15 protein-coding genes are annotated in these 17,731 nt (G+C 72.8%); 7 read left to right on the forward strand and 8 right to left on the reverse strand.

Annotated elements, in window-relative coordinates; all coding sequences use genetic code 11:
• Positions 1-157: 157 nt before the first annotated feature.
• Positions 158-1,075, forward strand: coding sequence for a methylenetetrahydrofolate reductase [NAD(P)H] (gene metF / locus QWM81_RS15965; protein WP_290112648.1), 918 nt, complete (start codon positions 158-160; stop codon positions 1,073-1,075).
• A gap of 51 nt (positions 1,076-1,126) precedes the next feature.
• Positions 1,127-1,981, forward strand: coding sequence for a hypothetical protein (locus tag QWM81_RS15970; RefSeq protein ID WP_290112649.1), 855 nt, complete (start codon positions 1,127-1,129; stop codon positions 1,979-1,981).
• On the opposite strand, the gene QWM81_RS15975 is transcribed toward QWM81_RS15970, so the two are convergent.
• The 4 genes from QWM81_RS15975 to QWM81_RS15990 all read right to left on the reverse strand — a co-directional run bounded on the left by QWM81_RS15975 (position 1,975) and on the right by QWM81_RS15990 (position 7,628).
• A complete protein-coding gene (locus tag QWM81_RS15975) occupies positions 1,975-3,513 on the reverse strand; it encodes a phytoene desaturase family protein (protein WP_290112650.1) in 1,539 nt (512 codons plus the stop codon). The genes QWM81_RS15970 and QWM81_RS15975 overlap by 7 nt on opposite strands.
• A 470-nt stretch (positions 3,514-3,983) precedes the next feature.
• Positions 3,984-4,592, reverse strand: coding sequence for a TetR/AcrR family transcriptional regulator (locus QWM81_RS15980; protein ID WP_290112651.1), 609 nt, complete (start codon positions 4,590-4,592; stop codon positions 3,984-3,986).
• Positions 4,593-4,603: 11 nt separating this feature from the next.
• Positions 4,604-6,691 carry a YhgE/Pip family protein gene (locus QWM81_RS15985; RefSeq protein WP_290112652.1) on the reverse strand — a complete coding sequence of 696 codons (2,088 nt, stop codon included), beginning with the start codon at positions 6,689-6,691 and terminating at the stop codon, positions 4,604-4,606.
• Positions 6,663-7,628, reverse strand: a complete 966-nt coding sequence (locus QWM81_RS15990) for an ATP-binding cassette domain-containing protein (RefSeq protein ID WP_290112653.1) — start codon at positions 7,626-7,628, stop codon at positions 6,663-6,665. The genes QWM81_RS15985 and QWM81_RS15990 overlap by 29 nt, the downstream gene beginning before the upstream one ends.
• Before the next feature lie 160 nt (positions 7,629-7,788).
• Here QWM81_RS15990 and QWM81_RS15995 point away from each other — a divergent pair, with 160 nt between their 5' ends.
• The 3 genes from QWM81_RS15995 (at position 7,789) to QWM81_RS16005 (ending at position 9,761) form a co-directional block, all read left to right on the forward strand.
• On the forward strand, positions 7,789-8,277 hold the full coding sequence (locus tag QWM81_RS15995; RefSeq protein WP_290112654.1) for an SAV_6107 family HEPN domain-containing protein: 489 nt from the start codon (positions 7,789-7,791) through the stop codon (positions 8,275-8,277).
• A 66-nt stretch (positions 8,278-8,343) separates the two neighbouring features.
• On the forward strand, positions 8,344-9,102 hold the full coding sequence (locus tag QWM81_RS16000) for a methyltransferase (RefSeq protein WP_290112655.1): 759 nt from the start codon (positions 8,344-8,346) through the stop codon (positions 9,100-9,102).
• Between the two features lie 266 nt (positions 9,103-9,368).
• Positions 9,369-9,761, forward strand: a complete 393-nt coding sequence (locus QWM81_RS16005; RefSeq protein WP_290112656.1) for an SCO2097 family morphological protein — start codon at positions 9,369-9,371, stop codon at positions 9,759-9,761.
• 183 nt (positions 9,762-9,944) lie between these two features.
• Here QWM81_RS16005 and QWM81_RS16010 read toward each other — a convergent pair whose 3' ends face one another.
• The 4 genes from QWM81_RS16010 to QWM81_RS16025 all read right to left on the reverse strand — a co-directional run bounded on the left by QWM81_RS16010 (position 9,945) and on the right by QWM81_RS16025 (position 15,767).
• Entirely contained in the window at positions 9,945-12,380 is a 2,436-nt protein-coding gene (locus tag QWM81_RS16010; RefSeq protein WP_290112657.1) for a transglutaminase TgpA family protein, read from the reverse strand.
• Positions 12,377-13,738, reverse strand: coding sequence for a DUF58 domain-containing protein (locus QWM81_RS16015; protein WP_290112658.1), 1,362 nt, complete (start codon positions 13,736-13,738; stop codon positions 12,377-12,379). The genes QWM81_RS16010 and QWM81_RS16015 overlap by 4 nt, the downstream gene beginning before the upstream one ends.
• The gene (locus QWM81_RS16020; protein ID WP_290112659.1) at positions 13,738-14,955 is read right to left on the reverse strand and encodes an AAA family ATPase; all 1,218 of its coding nucleotides are present in this window, start codon (positions 14,953-14,955) and stop codon (positions 13,738-13,740) included. The genes QWM81_RS16015 and QWM81_RS16020 overlap by 1 nt, the downstream gene beginning before the upstream one ends.
• A 269-nt stretch (positions 14,956-15,224) precedes the next feature.
• The gene (locus QWM81_RS16025) at positions 15,225-15,767 is read right to left on the reverse strand and encodes a beta-class carbonic anhydrase (RefSeq protein ID WP_290112660.1); all 543 of its coding nucleotides are present in this window, start codon (positions 15,765-15,767) and stop codon (positions 15,225-15,227) included.
• A gap of 417 nt (positions 15,768-16,184) precedes the next feature.
• Between QWM81_RS16025 and rsmH the strand changes: the two genes are divergently transcribed.
• Together rsmH and ftsL are read left to right on the forward strand one after the other, a co-directional pair.
• The gene (gene rsmH / locus QWM81_RS16030; RefSeq protein WP_290112661.1) at positions 16,185-17,141 is read left to right on the forward strand and encodes a 16S rRNA (cytosine(1402)-N(4))-methyltransferase RsmH; all 957 of its coding nucleotides are present in this window, start codon (positions 16,185-16,187) and stop codon (positions 17,139-17,141) included.
• Positions 17,142-17,211: 70 nt separating this feature from the next.
• Complete coding sequence (gene ftsL, locus QWM81_RS16035; RefSeq protein ID WP_435372377.1) at positions 17,212-17,619, forward strand: cell division protein FtsL; 408 nt, start codon at positions 17,212-17,214, stop codon at positions 17,617-17,619.
• Positions 17,620-17,731: the final 112 nt, after the last annotated feature.

Below are 17,731 nucleotides of genomic sequence, written 5' to 3' on the forward strand. Positions count from 1 at the left end.
GCTGTGGCGACCACCCCGCGCTGTGGCGACCACCCCCGCCCTTCCCTCACCCCGTGGACTGTCCACGAGTGTCCGAAGGGTGGACAACAAATAGACAAAACAGACAAACTACCCCGCTTTGGTTGGGTGGTGTCCCTGCCCTGGCTAACCTGCCCGTATGGCCCTTGGCACACCTTCCACCAGGACAGATCGCGCACGAACCGTGCGCGATCTGCTCGCGACCGGCAAGACGTCGTACTCCTTCGAGTTCTGGGCGCCCAAAACCGAGAAGGGCGAGCGGAACCTCTGGAACGCGCTGCGCCGTGTCGAAGCGGTGGCTCCCAGCTTCGTGTCCGTGACGTACGGGGCCGGCGGCTCCACACGGGCCGGGACGGTCAAGGCCACCCAGCAGATCGCGGCCGACACCACGCTCACGCCCGTCGCGCACCTCACCGCCGTCAACCACACCATCGCCGAGCTGCGCAACATGATCGGCCAGTACGCCGACGCCGACATCCGCAACATCCTCGCCGTCCGGGGCGACCCGCCCGGCGACCCCATGGGCGAGTGGGTGCCGCACCCGCGCGGCGTGCGGTACGCCGCCGACCTCGTACGCCTCATCAAGGAGTCCGGCGACTTCTGCGTCGGCGTCGCGGCCTTCCCCGAGATGCATCCCCGCTCCACCGACTGGGACACCGACGTCCGGCACTTCGTGGACAAGTGCCGCGCGGGCGCCGACTACGCCATTACGCAGATGTTCTTCTTCCCCGAGGACTATCTGCGACTGCGCGACCGGGTCGCGGCCAAGGGCTGCGACACGCCGATCATCCCCGAGATCATGCCGGTCACCAGCGTCAGGCAGATCGAACGTTTCGCCCAGCTCAGCAACGCCCACTTCCCGCCCGAGCTGAAAGACCGCATCCTCGCGGTCAAGGACGATCCCGCCGCTGTACGCTCCATTGGCATCGAGTTCGCGACGGAGTTCTGTGCACGGCTGCTCTCCGAGGGTGTCCCCGGGTTGCACTTCATCACACTCAACAACTCCACGGCGACGCTCGAGATCTACGAGAATCTCGGACTGCACGAGCAGTCCTGACCGGCCGTACCCGCCACGTCCCGGGGCGGCGGCCGTACGAGAGGGGCGGGCATGGGCTGGACGGTCCTCTACATCGCGTTCGGTGTGGTCGCGTTGTGGCTGCTGGGTGAAGTGCTCCTGCAGTACAAGGCCCGGCTGCGCTGGCGGCTGCTCGCCTTCGCCGGCTTCCTCGGCGTCGTCATCGGCGTGCTGCTCCCGTCCGTCCCGGTGATCGGGGCGGGCGCGATCGCCTTCGCGATCGGCCAGACGTACGTCACGCTCTCCTTCCGGCGCGGCTTCTCGACGGGCTGGGCGATCGGCGGCCGCCCGGGGGCCAGCCGCCGCCGCAAGGCCGGGCCCACGGCCGCCGCCGCGGGACCGACGCTGGAGGTCTCCGACGTCTCCTACGAGCAGGAGCGCGACCACGAGCAGGAGGGGCCGGACCGCGAGCCCGCGCCCGCCGGGACCTCGGCGGTCTACGAGCCGCAGCCGCTGCCGGACGAGACCGGGCAGTACGGGATCTACGGCGCCGGCCCCGGCCACGCCGCCGACCACACCCAGCAGACCGCCGCGTACGACGGCGGTTTCGGCACCTACGCCGCCACGGGATACGACCAGCAGGACGCGTACGCGACGGCCGCCTACGACTACGGCACCGGGGACCAGCAGTACGCCGCGTACTCCGACCCGTACATCGGCACCGCCCCCGCCTCCGGTGGGACGAGCTACGGCTCGTACGACAGCTACGGCGGCCAGCAGCAGTACGCCGACCCCTACGCCCCCCAGTACGGCATGGACACGCCGCCCGGGGGCGTCTGGGTGCCGCAGCAGAGGGACGGCGAGCAGCAGTTCCCCCCGCCCCCGCAGGACCAGCCCTCGCCGTACGGCTACGAACCGGGCCAGGACGGCCAGCCCTACCGCTACTGAGAGCCGCGGAAGTCCGCGCCCTCCACGATCAGCCCGGCCACCAGGGCCCCGGACATCCCGGCATGCGCCAGCCCACCGCCCGGGTGCGCCCACCCGCCCGCGAAGTACAGCCCGCCCAGGGGCGCGGGATTGGCCGCCGGCAGCAGCGCGCCACCCGCGCCCGCCAGCGCCGGACCCGGCACCTGGTACACACCGGTCTCCCGGAACGTGTCGGCCGGAGTGCGCACCGCCCGCCACAGCAGCCGCTCCCGCAGCCCGGGCACAGCGGCCGCCGCGGCCTCGACCATCCGCTCGGCGAACGCCTCCACGGCACCCTCCACGGCGCCCTCCGGGGCACCCTCCTGGGCCGCGCCCCACAGGTTCTCCGACGCCCACGGCTCACCCGCCGGGACGGTCGCCGTCACCGTCACCGACTCGTGGTCCCCGTCCGGGCGCAGCCGCTCGTCGCCGGGGCGCAGCACCACCACGGTGGGCCGCTCGCACAGCCGCCCCCGCGCAAGGGCGTCCAGCTCCTCAGCCCGGTCCGCCGAGTGCACCACCGTCCGGTGGACGGCGCCCGCCTCCCGCGCGCCGCGCAGCGCCAGGCACACCGTGACCCGGCCCGTCCGTACGCCGTGCTGGTGGCGCGGCCACTCGTCCTGGCTGTCCCACCCCAGGACCTGGTCCCGGTACAGGGCGGGCAGCGGCGCGCCCGCGACCACGTGGTCCGCCTCGGCCACCTCCCCGCCGGCCAGCTCGACACCGACCGCCCGGGCGTCCTTGACGACCACTCCGGTCACCTCGGCGCCGAAGACGAACTCCACCTTCCGTTCGCGGCACCGCGCGTACACGGCATCCGCCAGCGCGCGGATGCCGCCGCTCACGTACCAGGTCCCGAAGGTCTGCTCCATGTACGGCAGTACGGCGGCGGCAGCGGGGGCGGTCGCCGGATCCAGCCCGTACGACAGGGCGTAACTCTCCAGCAGCGCCGCCAGCCGGGGGTCGCGCAGCTCACGCCGCCCCACACCCGCGAGCGTGGCCGCCGGCCGGCGCAGCAGGCCCGTCCTGAGCGCCGGATACGGGTCCCGCGCGAAGGGCGACACGTCGGCCGGCAGCGGCTCCTCCAGCAGCGGTCTGCGCGACCGGTCCCAGGCGTCCCGCGCGCGGTTCAGGAAGTCGCCCCACCGGCTCCCCGCGCCCGCGCCGAGCGCCGCGTCCAGCGCCGAGACGACCCCGGCCCGGGAGGCGTTCGGCAGCGACACGGCCGTACCGTCGGCGAAGACATGCCGGCTCGCCGGGTCGACCTGCGTCAGCCCGACGCACCGCTCCAGCGGCTCCTTGCCCGTCTTGACGAACAAGTCCCGGTACACCGCGGGCAGGTGCAGCAGCCCCGGTCCGGTGTCGAAGGCGAAGCCGTCCCGCTCGTACCGCCCGACCGCGCCGCCGTACGTCTCCGCGCGCTCGTACACCGTCACCCGGTGGCCCGCCACAGCCAGCCGGGCAGCCGCCGCCATGGCGCCCATCCCCGCGCCGATCACCACAATGCGTGCCATGTCAGGGACCTTATCCGGCCCCACTGACAACCCGGCCGGGGAGTCCGGGGGAGGGCCGGGGAGTACGGAGCGGACCGTGCTCGTGGGCCTGAGCACGGAGCTCTGAGTATCCGTACCTAGGGAGCCGGATGAGTAGGTACGCGGATGGCCCGGAGCCCCGCAGACGGAAGAGTGGGGACCACGGAAGGGGCGCGGCGCCGACACCGCCGGCACGGGGCGGCGGAACGGCACCGCGCACCTGACGGAACGGGGATGCACAAAGGAGGGCCCGGGGACCGACGGGGGAACACGGGGGTCAGGGCTCTCCCACAGGGGGGAACGCACGGGGGAACACAGCGGGGGACACGGGGGAATGACGCCGGTCCGCTGAGGCTCGGGGGGATCGAGCCTCAGCGGACCGGCTTTTTCCTGTACGGCCGGAACTACCGCCGGAGTACGGCCGGAGCCCCGGGCCTGCCCCCGGACCTGCCCTAGCGGCCGCTCACCCGCCCGTGCAGCAGCCGGGACAGGGCCGCGTGGACGTCGTCGATGGACCGCTCACGCTGGAACGCCTGCCAGTCCAGCGCCGCCACCAGGACCATCCCGACCAGCGCGGCGGCGGTCAGCGGGATGTCGATCTCGTCGCTGAGCTCACCGTTCGCCACCCCCTCCCGCAGCACCGTCTCGACGACCGCCACCGCCTCCTGACGCACCACCAGGAGCGTCGACTGCCAGGCGCGGTTGGTGCGCCACAGCTCCGCGACGTACAGCTGCGTGAAAGCCGGGTAGCGGTCGATGAAGACCAGACCCGCGCGGATCATCGCGTCCAGTGCCTGCACCCGGGTCCCGCCGCGTGCGGCCGTCTCGTCGGCGGCCGCACGCAGGGACGCGGTGAGCAGCCCCACCCCGTGCCGCAGCAGCTCCTCGAAGAGCTCGGTCTTGCTCTTGAAGTTGTAGTAGACCGTGCCCTTGGCCACCCCGGCGCGCTCCGCGATCTCGTCCACTGTGGTCGCCGAGAAACCCTGTTCGGCGATGAGGGTCACAGCGGCCTCGTAGAGCTTGGTGCGGGTGGCCTGCCGTCTGCTGCTCTGGGTGTCCATGGCGTCGATTCTCACAGGCTCAGCTCAGGGTGCAGGCGATCGAGGGTCCACACCTGCTTGCGGCGGGCCGACAGGGCGGTCAGCGCGAGCGCCCCGGCCGTGAACGCGGCCAGCACCGCGCAGGCCTGCCAGACGGGCCCGGCGCCGCCGCCCGTGATGAGCCGGCGCAGTGCCTCCACGACGTAACTCATCGGCAGGAAGGGGTGGATCGCGTTGAAGAAGCCCGGGCTCGTCTGGACGGGATACGTCCCGCCGGCCGACGTCAGCTGAAGCATCAGCAGCGCGAGGACCAGGATCCGGCCCGCCGCGCCGAAGCGGGCGTTCAGCCACTGGATGATCGCCGCGAAGCAGCAGGTGACCAGTGCCAGGAAGCCCACCGTCCCGGCGGCGCGGGCCATCTGCAGACCCAGCCCCCAGTGCAGTACGGACATCAGGGCGGCGACCTGGAGCAGGCCGATCGCGGCAACCGGCAGCCAGCCCGCCAGCGCGATCCGCCAGGCGGAGGCACCGGCGGCGAGGGCGCGGCGGTTGAGCGGCTGGATCAGCATGTACGCCACCATGGCGCCCACCCACAGGGAGAGCGGGATGAAGTACGGCGCGAATCCGGTGCCGTAGTTGGGCGCCTTGTGCAGCGACTGGGAGGCCAGCTTCACCGGGTCGGCCATCGCCTCGGTGCGGCGGTCGCGGTCGTCCTTGTCGTAGTCCGGGATCTTCTCGACGCCGTCATTGAGGCCGGTGGCCAGTTCGGTGGAACCGTCGGCGAGCTTGTACAGGCCGCTGTCGAGTTCACCGGCGCCCTTCTTGAGCCTGCCGACTCCGCTGTCCAGGTCCGTGGAGCCGGTTTTGGCGCTCGTCAGGCCCGTGTGCAGGGTGTCGGCGCCCGTGGCGACCCGGTGGGCGCCCGCGTTCAGCTCGTTGATCTTGGTGACGGCGTAGGCCAGATCCTCATCCAGGTTCGGTGCCCGCTTGGCGAGGGCGTCGGCCTTCTTCTGCAGGTCCGCCAGCTGCGTGTCGAGCTTCTTGAGGTCACCGTTGCTGTCCTTGGCCAGCTCGTGCACGTCGTCGGCGACCTTGGCCACGTCGGCGGCCGCCACCTTGGCCTGCTTCAGCTTCGGGCACAGCTTGGCGTCGGGCAGCAGGGCGTCCTCGCACTCCTCCTTGTAGAAGGCGGCCAGGTCGTCGGCCGCCACATGCGCGCCTTCCCGGCCGGTGGGCCCCCACTTCATGATGAGCTCCAGGCTGTTGCGCATGCCCTGGGAGAGGTCGGAGACCAGCCGGGCGGAGTCACCGATCTTCTTGCCGTTGTCCTTCAGGTACGGGCGGACGTCGGCGGCGACCCCGTTGATCCTGTCGGCGAGCACCTGGGTGCCGCCCGCGACCTGCCGGGCGCCGGTCTCCAGGTCGGCCGCGCCCTTGTCCAGCTTCTTCAGGCCGCCGGCCAGCTCACCACTGCCCTTCTTGGCGTCGGTCAGACCGTCGGAGAGGTCCTTGGAACCCTTCTTCGCCTTGGCCGCCCCGCTCTTGAGCTGGTCGGCCCCCTTGGCGGCCTTCTCGGTGGCGTCGTGGATGTCGGAGAAGGAGATGAAGATCTTGTCGAGGAAGGAGCGGGACGACTTCGTCGACGCGGCGGTGCGGACCTCGGAGAACACCGTCCGCGAGATCTGCCCCACGATGTAGTTGTTGGCGTCGTTCGTACGCACCTGGAGGGCGCCCGTCTCGGGGGAGTCGCCGGCACTGGAGGCGATGCGCTCACTGAAGTCGCCCGGCATGGTCAGCGACAGGTAGTACGTGCCGTTCTCGACGCCCTCACGGGCCTCCGCGTCGCTCACCTCGTGCCACTCGAAGACCTTGCTGTCGCGCAGGTTCCTGGTGATGTCGTCGCCCGCGGTGATCTTCTTGCCGTCGGCAGTGGCGCCCTTGTCGTCGTTGACCAGCGCGACCGGTATGCGGTCGAGCCTGCCGTACGGGTCCCAGAACGACCACAGGTACAGCGCGCCGTACAGCAGCGGCAGCAGCAGGATCGCCACCAGCGCGGCGCGCGGCAGCCTCCCCCTGCCGAAACGCTTCAGCTCAAGCGCGGCCAGCTTCGGCGAGCGCATCGGCCGCCCCCTCCTCGTCGGTACGGATGGTGATCGCGTCTGCGGGCGCCTCGCTGCACACGGCCAGTACGGTCGTGCCGCCTCCGGCGACGGAGCGCAGCAGCGCCCACGCCTCGGCGCGGTCGGCGTCGGACAGCTTGAGGTCCATGTCGTCGACGGCCAGCAGGCGCGGCTCGCCCATCAGGGCCAGGGCGACCGACAGACGCAGGGCCTCCAGCCGCTCCAGGTCCCGCACGGAGGTGCGCCCGCCCTTGGGCAGCGCGTCCAGGTCCAGCCCCGCGGCGGCCAGCGCGGCCTCGACGCGTAGGCGGGAGGCCGCGGCACGCTCGGCACGCGGGCGCAGCAGGCCGAGCGGCGAGCCGTCGAAGCGGCGTTGCAGCAGCGCGCGTTCACGCAGGTGCTCGGCGACCGTGAACGCCGGGTCGAGGTCGCTGACGCCCGGCACCGGGCCGAGTGCGCTGAACCGGCGTACGGCGGCCATCTTGCGCGGCAGCCGCAGGCCGCCGACCTCGGCGTGCCCCTCGGTGGCGCGCATCCGGCCGGTGAGCGCCAGCAGCAGGCAGGTGCGGCCGGAGCCGGACGGTCCCTGGATTGTGAGGAGCGCGCCGGGCGGGGCGTCGACGCTCACCCCGCGGAAGGTCCAGCCGCGCGGGCCCTTCAACCCGAAGCCCTCCGCGACGACCGCGGCGCCGTGGGGCTGGTGCTGGGGCTGGTGCTGGGACTTGGGCTGGTGCTGGCGTTGGGGCTCGGGCTGGGTGCGTTCGCTGTCGCCCTCCTCGCCGCCGTCCCGTTCTTCGGCGCCTTCCAGGTCCTTGGCGCCGTCCCGCTCTTCGACGCCCTCCCGCTCTTCGGAGTTCTCCCGGTCCTCAGTCCCTGCCGGGTCCTCGGCGCCCTCTTCGGGGCCGGCCTCACCTTCGGCCTGGTCCTGGCTGTCCACGCACACCCCCACCCTTTCTTTGAACTGACCAGTCAGTGCAAAAACTACTCCGAAACGCGGGATCGAAGCAAAAGCCCAGGTCAGGCCCAACTGTCAGTGGTGGCCTGCACGATGGGCACATACGGCCACAGTGCCGTCACACGACGACAGGAGGTTCGTCATGGCCGGTACCCACGCGTCGGCGAGCGACGTCCACCCCGTGTTGCGTCGCGCCTCGGCGCCCCCCGCCGCGCTCGACCTGCTCGACCAGGCCCGCGCCGGTCTCCAAGAGGCGAGCACCCTCGAAACCCCCAACGAGCGGTACGCCACCGCGCACCTCGCCGCCCTGCGCACCGCCGCCGCCGTGCTCGCCGCCCGGGGCCGCCCCGAGAGCACCCCGCGCAAACGGCAGCAGATCCGCAGCGCGTGGGACGTCCTCCCGGAGACGGCGCCCGAGCTGACGGAGTGGAGCGCCCTGTTCGCCTCCGGCGCCTCCCGCAGGGCACGCGCGGAAGCGGGCATACGGGGCGCGGTCGGCGCCCGTGACGCCGACGACCTCATCCGCGACGTGGCGATGTTCCTGCGCCTGGTGGAGCGGCTGCTGATACCCCAGCCCGTGCTGCCGAAGCCCAGGCCGGAAAGGTTGGGTCCGAGCATGCGGCACGAGTGACCGGGCAGGTCGCGCCAGGCCATAGGGTGGGAGTGTTCGTAGACCGTCACCGAGGAGTCAACTGCCGTGTCGGACCCGCAGCGCCCCCGCGCCTCCCTTCGTACCGCCGTGGTGTGGGACGTTCTCGAGGACGCCCTCGACCGCCGGGTCAAGGCGACCGGGAAGGACAGCCTCGACGTCCTGGACACCGGCGGCGGCAGCGGGAACTTCGCCGTGCCGGTGGCCCGGCTCGGTCACCGGGTCACCGTCGTCGACCCCAGCCCCAACGCCCTGTTCGCCCTGGAGCGCCGGGCCGCCGAGGCCGGGGTCGCCGACCGCGTGCGAGGCGTCCAGGGGGACATCCACGGGCTGTTCGACGTCGTCGAGCGCGGTGGCTACGACGCGGTGCTGTGCCACGGCGTCCTGGAGTACGTGGACGACCCCGCCGAGGGCGTACGCAACGCCGTGGAGGCCCTGCGGCCGTCCGGCGCGCTCAGCCTCCTCGCGGCCGGGCTCGGCGGCGCGGTGCTCGCGCGGGCGCTGGCCGGGCACTTCACCGAGGCCCGCCGCGCGCTGACCGACCCGGCCGGCCGCTGGGGCGAGGGCGACCCGGTGCCCCGGCGCTTCACGGCCGAGCAGCTCACCGAGGCCGTCGAGGCGGCCGGCGTGGAGGTCGGCGCCGTGCACGGCGTGCGGGTCTTCGCCGACCTGGTGCCCGGCGTCCTGGTCGACACCGAGCCCGGAGCCCTGGACGCGCTCCTCAAGCTGGAGGCCGCCGCCGCCGAGCTTCCCGCCTTCCACTCGGTCGCCACCCAGCTGCACGTCCTGGGTGAAAAGCGCGGTTGAGCCCACGGGCGGGCTGATCTGCGGCGCAGCCGCAGATGGAGTACGCCACAGGCCCCCCGATCACGGCCGGATCCCCGTATGATCGAAGGACACCATCCGGCATGACGGATCGGAGGACGGGGAATCAACGCCTCACCAGCCGAACCGGCATGGCGGTCCGATCGGTGAAATGGCACAGAGGGCGGGTTTCACGGGGGCGAATCCCTGCCTATCCTGAAAGGGCCGCATACCGGTCGCCCCCAGCGACCGACGACGAGGAGGACTCCGTGCCGCTCTCGGAGCACGAGCAGCGAATGCTCGAGCAGATGGAGCGAGCGCTGTACGCCGAAGATCCCAAGTTCGCGACAGCGCTCGAGGGAAGCGGGCTGCGTACACACACCCGGCGACGGGTCTATCAGGCGGTCGCAGGCTTCCTGGTGGGTATCGCGCTCCTCATGGCCGGAATGGTCGCGCAGCAGATCTGGATCAGTGTGGTGGGATTCCTGGTCATGCTCGGCTGCGCGGTCCTGGCGGTCACCGGATGGCGCAAGGCGCCCAAACCGGGCGAACAGCAGGCCGAAGGAGGCACGGCCCACGGCCGTCGTCCCCGGCAGCGTCGCTCGATGATGGACCGGATCGAGCAGCGGTGGCAGCGCCGCCGCGACGAGCAAGGACACTGACCGCGCGGCCACCAGGCCGCGCCGTGTCGTGAGTATCGGGTGAGGGGTGACCGCTTCGGCGGTCACCCCTCACCCGTATCCGTACGCTCAGTGCCGCGCCCATGAGGCAAGCAGCCCCCGCCGGAACACGACAATCACAGCAGCCCCCCGGGCGGGGACCCCGGAGGCTGCTCCGCCGGGCGGTCAGCCGCGTTGCCGGGAGGGGCGGCGGATGACGGCCTTCATCGACGCCGACCAGCGGGCCGTGAGGTGGCGGCGCCGGTCCGACCAGCGGGTCGTGACCGCCGTCCAGCGGTACGAGAGGGCCCACACCACCCGGATGGTCGAGCGCGGCAGCAGAAGGGCGCGCAGCCGGGTGCCCCGGCCCACCGAGGCGCGCAGACCGGCGTGGATCCGGGCGGCGTCCGCCGCCAGGCCGGTCGCGAGGCGGGGCCGGGGCGCGTACAGCACCTGCTCCACCGCTCCGGCGACGCGGTGCACCGCCTCGGCCGCCGCCCCCTCCAGCCCGCCCAGCCGGACGATCCGTTCGGCCGTCTTGCGGGGCGTCCGCGACTCGTCGGGCAGGATGCCGTGGTCCCAGGCCGTATCGATGATCTCCTCCCAGGCCGCCAGCGCCCCGGCCGCCGCGTCCTCGGCGGTGCGCCCGGCCGTACCGAGCCGCCGCGTCCGCACCCGTGCGCGCCACAGCAGCGGCAGCAGCGGGATCAGCGCCACCGCGAGCACCGCCAGGGTCACCAGCAGCACCGTGCCCAGCGGCGTACCCGAGTCGGACGACGTCGTCGCGCCCCCCTCCTCGGTGTCACCGCACTCGCCCAGCCGCCGTGCCTGCGCCGGGCAGCTGTCCTCGGCGGAAGGCTCGGCGGAGGGCACGGCAGCGGCGCTCTGCTCGGGTTGCGCAGGAGTGCTCGCCTCACCCGTCGGCGCCTGCGCCCGGGTGTACTCGGGCACCGAGCCACGCGTCGGCGTCGGTTCGAACCGGGTCCACCCCACGCCCTCGAAATACAGCTCGGGCCAGGCGTGCGCGTCCTTGATGCCGACCGACATGGTGCCACCGGACTGCGGGACGCCCGGCGTGAAGCCCACCGCGACCCGCGCCGGAATGCCCAGCGTCCGCGCCATCGCCGCCATCGAGAACGAGAAGTGGATACAGAAGCCTTCCTTCTGCCTCAGGAACTGGGAGATCGCCGTGGCGCCCGTACCCGACGACACCTCGGTGTCGTACCGGAAACCGCCCTCCACCGCGAACCAGTCCTGGAGCTTGACGGCCCGCTCGTAGTCGTTCTCCGCGCCCTTGGTGACCTTCACCGCGGTCGACCGCACGTCCCGCGGCAGCGAGTCGGGCACGCGCGTGTACTCGCTCAGCAGGGCGGCCGGCGCCTTCGGAGCGCCGGACAACTGCTGCGAGCTCGGGCTCACCAGCAGGCTGCTCACCGAATACTGCAAGCCCTTCGTGGTCTGGCCGCCCTCGCCGACGAGCATGCGCCCGGCCGGTTCGTACCGCCAGCGTCCGTCGACGTCGATCCGCGTCGCCGGGTAGGGCAGCGGCAGCCACCGCTGCTGGTACGTGCCGGCGGCGGAGACGTTGGTCGTGATCTCCGTCGCGCTGACGCCCCCGCTCAGGCCGTCCGGACGCGGCAGCTCCCGCGGTACGTCCCCGATGTCGCGCCGCGAGAGCCTCCACGACGTGCCGTCGAACTGGTCCAGCGCGACCAGGCGCAGATACAGACCGGAGGTGTCCTGCGCGTTGGTGCGGTACCGCAGCACCTCGCGGTCCACCGGCTGGTTCAGGTTGTCCTGCAGCGACACCAGCGGATTGACCGCCTCGATGATGCCCCCGCCACCGTCACCGCCCGCGCTTCCCGCGCCGTCCAGCAGACCGCCGCTCAGCGACGGCAGCGCGGCCGGCACCACCAGCGCGATGCCCAGCGCCACCACGCCGATCCGCCGCCCGGTGCGCACCGGGGCCAGCGGCCGGCCGGCCGGCGCCAACGGCCGGGCCGCGCCCCCGCCGCGGGACGGTACCGCGCCACCGAAGACCCGGCCCCACTGCGAGAGCCGGTCGCGGCCCTCGGCCAGCAGGAGCAGCAGATAGCCGGCGGCCGCCAGCAGGAACCACAGCCAGCTCGCGCCACCGCCCGACAGGCCGGCCGCGACCGAGTACAGCGCGAGCAGCGGCAGCCCGGCCGGGGCAGCGCTGCGGAACGTCACCGCGAGCGCGTCCACCGCCAGCCCGATGATCAGCACACCGCCGACCAGCATCAGCCGGATGCCGTCCGTCGCGGGCGCCGGTATCGCGTACCGCCCGACGTCCTCGGCACCCGCGGTCAGCAGCGCACCGAGCCGCTGGAGAACCTCCGGGCCGGGAACGAACCCGGCCGGAGCCTGGTCCCGGGCGAAGACGACCGTCAGCGCCACCAAGCCCACCACGGCCTGGGCCACCACCGTCAGCGGCCGGGCCGGCGACACCCGCCGGACCGCCGCGCCCACGCCGCACTGGACCGCCAGCAGCAGGACGGCCTGGACCATCCAGCCCGGCGTGGCGACCAGCGGCAGCAGCGCACCCGCCGCCATCAGCGTGGCGGCGAAGGCGCACAGCGCGAGCCTCCCGCGACCGCTCATGACCAACTCCCTGAAAGCCCTGTCGTCCCGCTGCCCGGCGCACCCGGTGAGGCAGGGGCCAGGCCCGCGTGCCGCCACAGATCCACGAGCGACGCCCCGGGCGGAACGGCCACCGCCGTCCAACCCGCCTCGCGCAGTTGCCGAACCCTGTCCCGCACCGCCCCGGCCACCGCGCCGCCGGTCAGCCACGTACCGCTGTCCAGGACGAAGGCGACGGCCGCGCCACTGCGCTGCCGCATCCGGGCGGCCAGCGCCGCCTGCTCCTCGTCCAGGTCGCCGATGAACGCGACCAGCAGCCCTCCGCCCCCGCCGCGCAGCACGTCGTACGCGCGCGAGAGCCCCGCGCCCTCGGAGTGGTCGATGACCGCGAGCGTGTCCATCATCAGCCCCGCCGCGTCGGCGGACTCCTGCGTCGAACCGGCGAACCCGTCGGCGCTCTCCCCGGGCAGCGCGTCGCCCGTGTCCGTCAGCAGCCGGACCGCGACGCCCCGCTCCAGCATGTGCACCAGCACCGACGCCGCACCCGACACCGCCCACTCGAAGGCGGAGTCCGGCCCCGCGTCCTGGTAGGCCACCTCCCGGGTGTCCAGCAGGACCGTGCAGCTGGCCCGCTGCGGCTGCTCCTCACGGCGCACCATGAGCTCGCCGTACCGCGCCGTGGACCGCCAGTGCACGCGCCGCAGGTCGTCGCCGTAGCGGTACTCGCGCGGGATCACATCGTCCTCGCCGGCCAGGGCAAGCGAACGCTGCCGTCCCTCGCCGTAGCCCGAGGCCTCGCCGGGCAGCCGCACGGGCGGCAGCGGCTCGGTGCGCGGCACCACCGTCAGCGTGTCGTACGCGCTGAACGACCTGGTCAGCTCACACATCCCGAACGGGTCGGACAGCCGCAGCTGGAGCGGCCCGAGCGGATAGCGCCCGCGCAGGTCGGAACGGACCCGGTAGGACACCTCGCGCCGGCCGCCCGCCTCCACCCGGTCCAGCACGAACCGGGGCCGGGGCCCCAGTACGTACGGCACATGGTCCTGGAGCATCAGCAGCCCGGTGGGCAGCCGTGAGACGTTCTCCATCCGCAGGTGCACGCGCGCCTCGGCCCCGGCCGGCACGCGCTGCGGCGACAGCCGCCTGCTGGCCGCCACCTGGTAGCGGGTGCGGTAGAGCACGGTCACGCAGATCAGGGGCAGTACGGCGAGCAGCAGGCCCACCCGCAGCAGGTCCGCCTGGCCCAGGACGTACGCGCAGATCGCCGCCGCCACGCCGGCCGCCAGGAACGACCGCCCGCGCGTGGTCAGCCCGCCGAGGGCTGCCCGTACCCCGCCCATGCTCTCGCCGTCCCGGGCGGCGGGCCCCCCGGCCGCCATCACAGCCGCCGTACGCCGGGCTGCTGCTGGCCGTAGAGCGGAGCGCCCGGCGCCGGCCCACCGTGCGCGCCCGGCATCGGAGCGCCGTGCGTCGGCGTGCCGTACGGCGGCGTGCCCGGCGCCGTGCCGTGCTGAGCGCTGCCGTGGTGAGCCGCGCCGTGGTGAGCCGTGCTGTGCTGCGGGGCGGCGCCCGCAACGGGGTGCGCCGGGTTGCCGTGCGCCGGGTTGCCGTGCGCCGGGGCTCCGGCGCGCGTGGCCGCGGGGACCGGGGTGCGCTGGAGGATGTCCCGTACGACCTGCTCGGACGTACGCCGGTTCAGCTGCGCCTGCGCGGTGGGCAGCAGACGGTGCGCCAGCACGGCGACGGCCAGCGCCTGGACGTCGTCCGGCAGCGCGTACTCACGGCCGTGGAGCGCGGCGGACGCCTTGGCGGCGCGCAGCAGGTGCAGGGTGGCGCGCGGCGAGGCGCCGAGCCTGAGGTCCGGGTGGGTGCGGGTGGCCGCGACGAGCTCCACCGCGTACCGCCGGACCGCCTCGGCGACATGGACCGATCGGACCGCGTCGATCAGCTTCACGATGTCGTGGGCGTGCGCCACCGGCTGGAGGTCGTCCAGCGGCGACACACCACCGTGCACGTCCAGCATCCGCAGCTCGGCCTCGGCGCTCGGGTAACCGATCGAGACGCGGGCCATGAAGCGGTCGCGCTGGGCCTCGGGCAGCGGATACGTGCCCTCCATCTCGACCGGGTTCTGCGTGGCCACCACCATGAACGGGCTGGGCAGTTCGTAGGTCTGCCCGTCCATGGTGACCTGGCGCTCCTCCATCGACTCCAGCAGCGCCGACTGCGTCTTGGGCGAGGCGCGGTTGATCTCGTCGCCGATCACGATCTGCGCGAAGATCGCACCGGGCTTGAACTCGAACTCGCGCCGCTGCTGGTCGTAGACCGAGACACCGGTGATGTCCGACGGCAGCAGGTCCGGCGTGAACTGGATACGCCGCACCGAGCAGTCGATGGACCGCGCCAGCGCCTTGGCGAGCATGGTCTTGCCGACGCCGGGGACATCCTCGATCAGGAGGTGTCCCTCGGCGAGCAGCACGGTCAGCGAAAGCCGTACGACCTCAGGCTTGCCCTCGATCACACCCTCCACCGACCGGCGGACACGCTCCGCAGTGGTGGTCAGATCTGTGAGGCTCGCTCGATCGTCATAGGTCGTCACACGGCCCTCCTCGGCCCGTTCCATGGGCCGATGCATGGCTGACGGCCCGGCCCACCCCTCAAACACGGACACCGTCACCGGATGGTTCGGGAACGGGTCACCCCCGCATTCTTGTTGGCGTTACCCGTTCGTGTCACTCGGCTGTGGACAACCGTGTGCGATATGTCGGGGTCTGCCGTGGTTCGGGCGGGTGTCCGGCCATGAAATTTCCTCGCCGACCGGCCAGGAGCCAGCCAGGCAGCCGGCCAGGAAGCCGGCTGCCACGCCGGCTACGACGTCGGGTCGATCTCCCGCAGGAGTCCCGTCTTCACGTCGAAGACGAAGCCCCGGACGTCGTCGGTGTGCGGCAGGAACGGCGACGTACGCACCCGCTGCATCGACTGGCGTACGTCCTGATCGACGTCCCGGAACGCCTCCACCGCCCACGAAGGCCGCTGCCCGACCTCCTGCTCCAGCTCGTGCCGGAAGTCCTCGGTGAGGGATTCCAGGCCGCAACCCGTGTGGTGCACCAGCACCACGCTGCGCGTGCCGAGCGCGCGCTGGCTGATGGTCAGCGAACGGATCACGTCGTCGGTCACGACGCCGCCCGCGTTGCGGATGGTGTGGCAGTCGCCCAGCTTCAGGCCGAGCGCGGCGTGCGGGTCCAGGCGGGCGTCCATGCAGGCCACGACGGCGACCTGGAGTGCGGGCCGGGCGTCCATCCCGGAGTTCGTGAACTCGGCGGCGTAGCGCTGGTTCGCCTCGACGAGACGGTCCGTGACCGTGCCGCCGGTGCGTACCGCGCTGCTCGAAGGGTGCGCGGAAGTCGACATGGCTCTGACGTTAATGGTCATCAGCCGCTCGGGCGCGCTGCGACAGGGGACAAAGAACATCAATGAGGCGTGTTGTGAGGTAACCCACAAGGGTGAGGGTCGCGTCCCCGAACGGGTGAGCGCTCCGCAATCGCCCCCCTGGCGCCGAGGCCCCGTGCGACGCGCTGGCCGGTTGATTGACCGGGCGGGGGAGTGGACTAAAGTGGCGCGAAGTTCACGGAGACATTGAGCGATTTCCGCAGTTTCTCCCCGCGTGTGCGGCGGTACGTACGGCTCGGCCTCCTCCCGCTCGCCGGTCGGCCGACGCCCCTTTCCGGCGCCGGCGGACTCCCCTTCCTCGGGGGCACCTCCCGGCGTGACCGGGAGTGGGCGGGGAATCCGGCAGTACGTGCGGCCGTGCCCGACCTGAGAGGGCGCATGAGCCAGACCCGACACGTCCCGGTGATGCTCCAGCGGTGCCTGGACATGCTGGCCCCCGCGCTGGGACAGCCGGGAGCGGTGGTCGTCGACTGCACCCTCGGCCTGGGCGGCCACAGCGAGGCGCTGCTGAACCGGTTCCCCGAGGCGCGGCTGATCGCGCTCGACCGGGACACCGAGGCGCTGCGGCTCTCCGGCGAGCGGCTGGCGAAGTACGGCGACCGCGCCACCCTGGTGCACGCCGTGTACGACGAGCTGCCCGACGTACTGGACCGGCTGGGCGTCCCGCGCGTCCAGGGCGTCCTGTTCGACCTCGGCGTCTCCTCCATGCAGCTCGACGAGGCCGAGCGCGGCTTCGCCTACGCCCAGGACGCGCCGCTGGACATGCGCATGGACCAGACGACCGGCATCAGCGCGGCCGAGGTCCTCAACACCTACCCGCCCGGCGACCTGGTGCGGATCCTGCGCACCTACGGCGAGGAGAAGCAGGCCAAGCGGATCGTGGCGGCGGTGGTACGGGAACGGGAGAAGGAACCGTTCACCAACAGCGCCCGGCTGGTCGAGCTGATCCGCGACGCCCTGCCCCAGGCCGCCAAGCGGACCGGCGGCAACCCCGCGAAGCGGACGTTCCAGGCCCTGCGCATCGAGGTCAACGGCGAGCTGGCCGTCCTGGAGCGGGCCATCCCGGCCGCGGTGAAGGCCCTCGCGGTCGGCGGGCGGATCGCCGTCCTGTCGTACCACTCGCTGGAGGACCGGCTGGTCAAGCAGGTTCTCGCGGCCGGCGCCGCCACCACGGCGCCCCCCGGGCTGCCCGTCGTACCGGAGCGCTACCAGCCGAAGCTCAAGCTGCTGACGCGCGGTGCCGAACTTCCGACGGAGGAAGAGGTGGCCGAGAACCGCCGCGCCGCCCCCGCCCGGCTCCGTGGCGCCGAACGGATCAGGGAGGACAACCTGTGACGGCCGGCCGCCGCGCGGACCGCGGCGCCACCCACCACGAGCACGGCAGCGGGGCGAACCGGGAGGACAGGTGACCAAGGCGGGACCGTTGAAGGGGCGGGCGGCCCGGCTCGCGCGGCTCATGCCGTCCGGGCCCAGCACCGCCGCCCGTACCCCTTTCGTCCTGCTGGTCGTCCTCCTCCTCGGCGGCGGGCTGATCACCCTCCTGCTGCTCAACTCCTCCCTCAACGAGGGCTCCTTCAAGCTGAGCGAGCTCAAGAAGAGGACCACCGAACTCACCGACGAGGAGCAGGAGCTCCAGCGGGAGGTCGACAGCCGCTCCGCCCCCGACGCGCTGGAGCGCCGGGCCCGCGAGCTGGGCATGGTGCCCGGCGGCAACCCCGCCTTCCTGGGCCCCGACGGCACCGTCCGCGGCGTGCCGAGCGTGGCCACGGCCGACCCCGCCCCGCCCACCGCCCCGACGACGTCCGGCAGGTGACGCAGTGCCCCCCACCCAGCCCCCACGCCGCCGCGTGCCCGCCCCGGCCCGGGGCGCGGCCCCCCCCCCCCCCCCCCCCCCCCCCCCCGCCCCCCCCCCCCCCGCCGGCCCC

This window comes from Streptomyces ficellus (assembly GCF_030406405.1).
GTDB lineage: Bacteria > Actinomycetota > Actinomycetes > Streptomycetales > Streptomycetaceae > Streptomyces > Streptomyces ficellus_B.

Excerpts from the sequence above, each read along its gene's own strand:
- metF (WP_290112648.1), top strand. The coding sequence starts at position 158 with ATGGCCCTTGGCACACCTTCCACCAGGACAGATCGCGCACGAACCGTG.
- QWM81_RS15970 (WP_290112649.1), top strand. The coding sequence starts at position 1,127 with ATGGGCTGGACGGTCCTCTACATCGCGTTCGGTGTGGTCGCGTTGTGG.
- QWM81_RS15975 (WP_290112650.1), bottom strand. The coding sequence starts at position 3,513 with ATGGCACGCATTGTGGTGATCGGCGCGGGGATGGGCGCCATGGCGGCG.
- QWM81_RS15980 (WP_290112651.1), bottom strand. The coding sequence starts at position 4,592 with ATGGACACCCAGAGCAGCAGACGGCAGGCCACCCGCACCAAGCTCTAC.
- QWM81_RS15985 (WP_290112652.1), bottom strand. The coding sequence starts at position 6,691 with ATGCGCTCGCCGAAGCTGGCCGCGCTTGAGCTGAAGCGTTTCGGCAGG.
- QWM81_RS15995 (WP_290112654.1), top strand. The coding sequence starts at position 7,789 with ATGGCCGGTACCCACGCGTCGGCGAGCGACGTCCACCCCGTGTTGCGT.
- QWM81_RS16010 (WP_290112657.1), bottom strand. The coding sequence starts at position 12,380 with ATGAGCGGTCGCGGGAGGCTCGCGCTGTGCGCCTTCGCCGCCACGCTG.
- QWM81_RS16015 (WP_290112658.1), bottom strand. The coding sequence starts at position 13,738 with ATGGCGGCCGGGGGGCCCGCCGCCCGGGACGGCGAGAGCATGGGCGGG.
- QWM81_RS16025 (WP_290112660.1), bottom strand. The coding sequence starts at position 15,767 with ATGTCGACTTCCGCGCACCCTTCGAGCAGCGCGGTACGCACCGGCGGC.
- rsmH (WP_290112661.1), top strand. The coding sequence starts at position 16,185 with ATGAGCCAGACCCGACACGTCCCGGTGATGCTCCAGCGGTGCCTGGAC.